Source organism: Wolbachia endosymbiont of Drosophila incompta, assembly GCF_001758565.1.
GTDB lineage: Bacteria > Pseudomonadota > Alphaproteobacteria > Rickettsiales > Anaplasmataceae > Wolbachia > Wolbachia pipientis.
Map to the genome: position 1 here is coordinate 411,735 of NZ_CP011148.1, position 3,884 is coordinate 415,618.

The 3,884-nt window shown below is 35.8% G+C and carries 3 protein-coding genes and 1 pseudogene; 2 read left to right on the plus strand and 2 right to left on the minus strand.

Annotation, left to right across the window (positions count from 1 at the left end; translation table 11 throughout):
- The coding region (locus WG67_RS08230) for a glycosyltransferase family 2 protein (RefSeq protein ID WP_458694982.1) at window positions 1–545 on the plus strand (545 nt) is incomplete at its 5' end.
- Window positions 527–1,555 carry a COX15/CtaA family protein gene (locus tag WG67_RS01855; RefSeq protein ID WP_038198748.1) on the plus strand — a complete coding sequence of 343 codons (1,029 nt, stop codon included), beginning with the start codon at window positions 527–529 and terminating at the stop codon, window positions 1,553–1,555. The genes WG67_RS08230 and WG67_RS01855, both read left to right, overlap by 19 nt.
- Here the strand turns inward: WG67_RS01855 and WG67_RS01860 are convergent.
- Together WG67_RS01860 and WG67_RS08235 are read right to left on the minus strand one after the other, a co-directional pair.
- Window positions 1,504–3,579: an acetyl-CoA carboxylase biotin carboxylase subunit gene (locus tag WG67_RS01860; protein ID WP_070356813.1), complete on the minus strand. Its 2,076-nt coding sequence runs from the start codon at window positions 3,577–3,579 to the stop codon at window positions 1,504–1,506. The genes WG67_RS01855 and WG67_RS01860 overlap by 52 nt on opposite strands.
- Before the next feature lie 72 nt (window positions 3,580–3,651).
- A pseudogene (locus WG67_RS08235) lies at window positions 3,652–3,884 on the minus strand (ankyrin repeat domain-containing protein); the annotation flags it as partial.

A 3,884-nucleotide genomic window follows, 5' to 3' on the forward strand; every position in this document is an offset into this window, starting at 1 on the left:
GGGATGCTTATAGTGTTACCGAAGATGCTGACCTTGGTTTGAGACTTGCGCAAATGGGATATAAAACCAGGATGATTGACTCAGAAACATTGGAAGAGTCACCAATTGCTGTATTTGCTTGGATTAAGCAAAGAGCGCGCTGGATCAAAGGCTATATGCAAACTTATATTGTTCATTTAAAAAATATAAAGTCACTTTATAAACACACTGGATTTAAGGGAATTTTGCTATTGAATCTTTTTGTTGGCTCTGCAGCTTTTATATTTTTTACTACTCCATTTTTACTGCTTTCATTGATATTAACTAAAGTTTTAAATGAATTATTTTTGTACTACTTTGTAGTGGTATACGTTACTAACCTGATTCTTTTGGTAATAGCTGTCAAACAGCAAAAGATGCCTTTTTATTTTTATATAGTATCGATATTTTTTCCGGTCTATAGTCTGCTACATAGTGTTGCAGCTTTTCTTGCCTTATGGGAATTTATTCTTTACCCTGAGCGATGGAACAAAACTCAGCATGGTTTATGGAAGCAAAACCTGTAGCTATTTGGCTTTTTCTCTGCTCGGTCATGGTAATTCTCATGGTAGGGATTGGTGGATTTACCAGACTTTCAAAAGCAGGATTGTCAATCACGGAGTGGAAACCCATTACTGGAACATTACCACCACTGAGTGAACAAGACTGGCTACAAGAAAAATTAAAATACGAAGCTACACCTGAATATAAAGCACTTAACTATGGTATTAGTATGGAGGAGTTTCGCGCTATATACTTAATAGAATATGTACACAGATTGGTTGCAAGACTAACAGGTTTAGTTTTTGTCCTGCCATTTATATATTTTACATTAAGAAGAAAAATATCTAAAAAGGTAGTAATAAAGCTATTTGTGGCATTATTATTTGGAGCTTTACAAGCTTTTGCTGGTTGGTATATGGTAAAAAGCGGCTTGGTAGCCAAGCCTCATGTTAGCCACTATAGGCTCGCACTTCACTTATTATTAGCATTAATTATCTTTGCATTATTTTCATATCAATTTTTTGATTACCAAATCAGGCCAAAGCAAACTAAACTTAAGATTAGTTGTAACACCAAGTACTACGTAGGAATTATTTTAGTTCTGATCATGATACAAATAATTTTCGGCGCATTTGTTGCAGGATTAAATGCTGGTCTAATTTACAATACCTTTCCACTAATGGACGGACAAATCGTTCCAGAAGATTTATTTTTCTTACAGCCTACATGGCTGAATATCTTTGAGAACAGAGCGACAGTGCAATTTATACATCGAGCACTGGCATTGCTAATACTAACTTTGGTAGTAATACTCACAGTAAAAAATGCTAGCATAAAACCGGTATATATTATGCTGCTCTCCGTCGTCATTCAGATCATTTTAGGTGTAATTACTCTATTATTGCACATACCAATAGCCATTGCCATAGCTCATCAAGTGTTTTCATTTATCTTGTTTGGGTCAAGTTTGTACTTCTTATGTTATTTAAGAAAGCAGACTACATCACCAATCTGCACATTTTTTCCTTCTTGAACGGGAATATTTTTTATCACCATTGCTGCTTCAGCACATATGATATTTTCCATTTTCATTGCCTCCACCACAAATAAAGGTTGTCCTATTTCCACCTGATCTCCTACATTTACGTGCAATTTAACTAATAAACCAGATATTGGGGATTTTACAGCATCTGCTGAAATCCCTTCTGTTTCATTATTTAGCATTAACCTACTTAATTCAGCTACATGAGGCTTAAATATACAACACTCAGCTTTCATGCCTGCATGCCTTATGAAGTACTTGCTGCCTTGTCTTTCTATTTTAAGTGCTATATTGGTATCGTCATTAATTGTGATATATAGCAATCTATAACTTGATTTCCACTTGCCTATAACGGAGTATTTATTGTGATTATATACCGTTATTAATATATTATCTTGGTATTTTGCATTTACGGAGTACTCATTGTCATTTATATTCACTATGAATAAATCTCTTGCACGGTCACCTGCCATCCGAGTAGCTGATACTGGTGCCCCTTCTTTTTTACTAGATTCCAGTGTCACGCACTGGAATGACACCTGAGATGTTTCATTCACTGCTTTATGATGGTACCTTTCTTCATTTTCCAAATGAACATATAACGCAGTGAAAATAAATATTTTAATATACTCCTCTGTAACAAAATCGCCGTGAAACCCACTAGGGTAATGATCTGGAATGAATCTCGTATGGAGCTTTGCTGCGATAAAATTTGGGTGATGGAAGATGGATTCTAGAAATTCTATATTATTTGTTACTCCTTCTATATAGCATTCAGACAATGCTTTTTGCATTCTGCTGATCGCTTCTACTCTATCTTTTCCATATGTTATCACTTTGGCAATCATCGAATCATAGAACATGCTAATTTCTGAACCTGCAGCAACTCCATCATCTATTCTTACATAATCATTTTCACCCGGTTTATCGTAATATTTTATTCTTCCGCTGGAAGGGAAAAATTTCTTCGATGGGTCTTCAGCGCAAATTCTACTTTCTATTGCAGAACCAGTAAGTTTAATATCATCCTGATTGAATCTCAATTTCTCTCCACAGGAAGTTCTAATCATTTCTTCTACTATGTCTATTCCAGTTATAAATTCTGTTACTGGATGCTCAACTTGCAATCTCGTATTTACCTCAAGAAAATAGAAGTTTTGGTCTTTATCTACAACAAACTCAACAGTGCCTGCTGAAAAATAGCCAACTTGCTTTGCCAGAGAAACACATTGAACATACATTTTTTGTCTTACTTCTTCACTAATGAATGGACTTGGCGTTTCTTCTATTATTTTCTGATTATTCCTTTGTATCGAGCATTCTCTTTCTCCAAGACAAACTATATTGCCATATTTATCTGCTATGATTTGTATTTCAATATGTCTTGGCAACTCTATATATTTCTCTATAAAGATACTGCCATCCTTAAAACTTTTCTCTGCTTCATTTGTGGCTGATGTAAATGCTAGTTCAATTTCTTTTTTGGAGTTTACAATTCGCATTCCTTTGCCACCACCGCCTGATGCAGCTTTGAGCATAACGGGAAAACCGACCTCTTTAGCAACTTGAGCTGCGTGGGCAGCATCGCTGATCTTACCCATATATCCTGGCACTACATTCACTCCAGCTTTTCTTGCAGCTTCTTTTGCTGTTATTTTGTTGGCTGTAACTTCTATTGTTTCTGCACTGGGACCGATGAAGTCTATATTATGTTTTTGAAGAGCACGTGGAAAATCTGGATTCTCTGCTAAAAAACCATAGCCAGGATGAACTGCCTCAGCACCTGTTTCAACTGCTACTTCACATATTTTTTCAATGTTTAAATAACTGAGGCAAGATGGCGAAGGGCCGATATATCTTGACTCATCTGCTTGTCTTACATGCACAGAATTTACATCTGCATCCGAGTATATGCACACACAAGATATACCCATCTTATGGGCAGTTCTGATAATCCTGCAGGCAATCTCTCCTCTGTTTGCTATTAAAATCTTACTGTACTTCTTTTCTATCATCGTATGAGTATACTTTCTGAAGTTAAGAAAGTAAATTTCTATATCATTGCCTGCAAGTAATTTCTAGCTTCATCAAACACCTAAACTTTCTCCTGCAAGTTGTACATTAGCATTTTCCACTAAAGTGCTTTCGTTATGCAAGGCATGTATCTCGCTACATGCTTTAACTGACAGGTATGTGACTCCGCCAGAAGCTATTGCAACCATCGAGCTTAGTGTAAAAGATTGAGAAACTAAAAATAAAAAGTATAAAGACAAACATAAAGCAGCGATACATGCTATCGCTCCTATTATATATAAGCACA

Coding starts and splice junctions, on each gene's coding strand:
- WG67_RS01855 (WP_038198748.1), top strand. CDS start 527: ATGGAAGCAAAACCTGTAGCTATTTGGCTTTTTCTCTGCTCGGTCATG.
- WG67_RS01860 (WP_070356813.1), bottom strand. CDS start 3,579: ATGATAGAAAAGAAGTACAGTAAGATTTTAATAGCAAACAGAGGAGAG.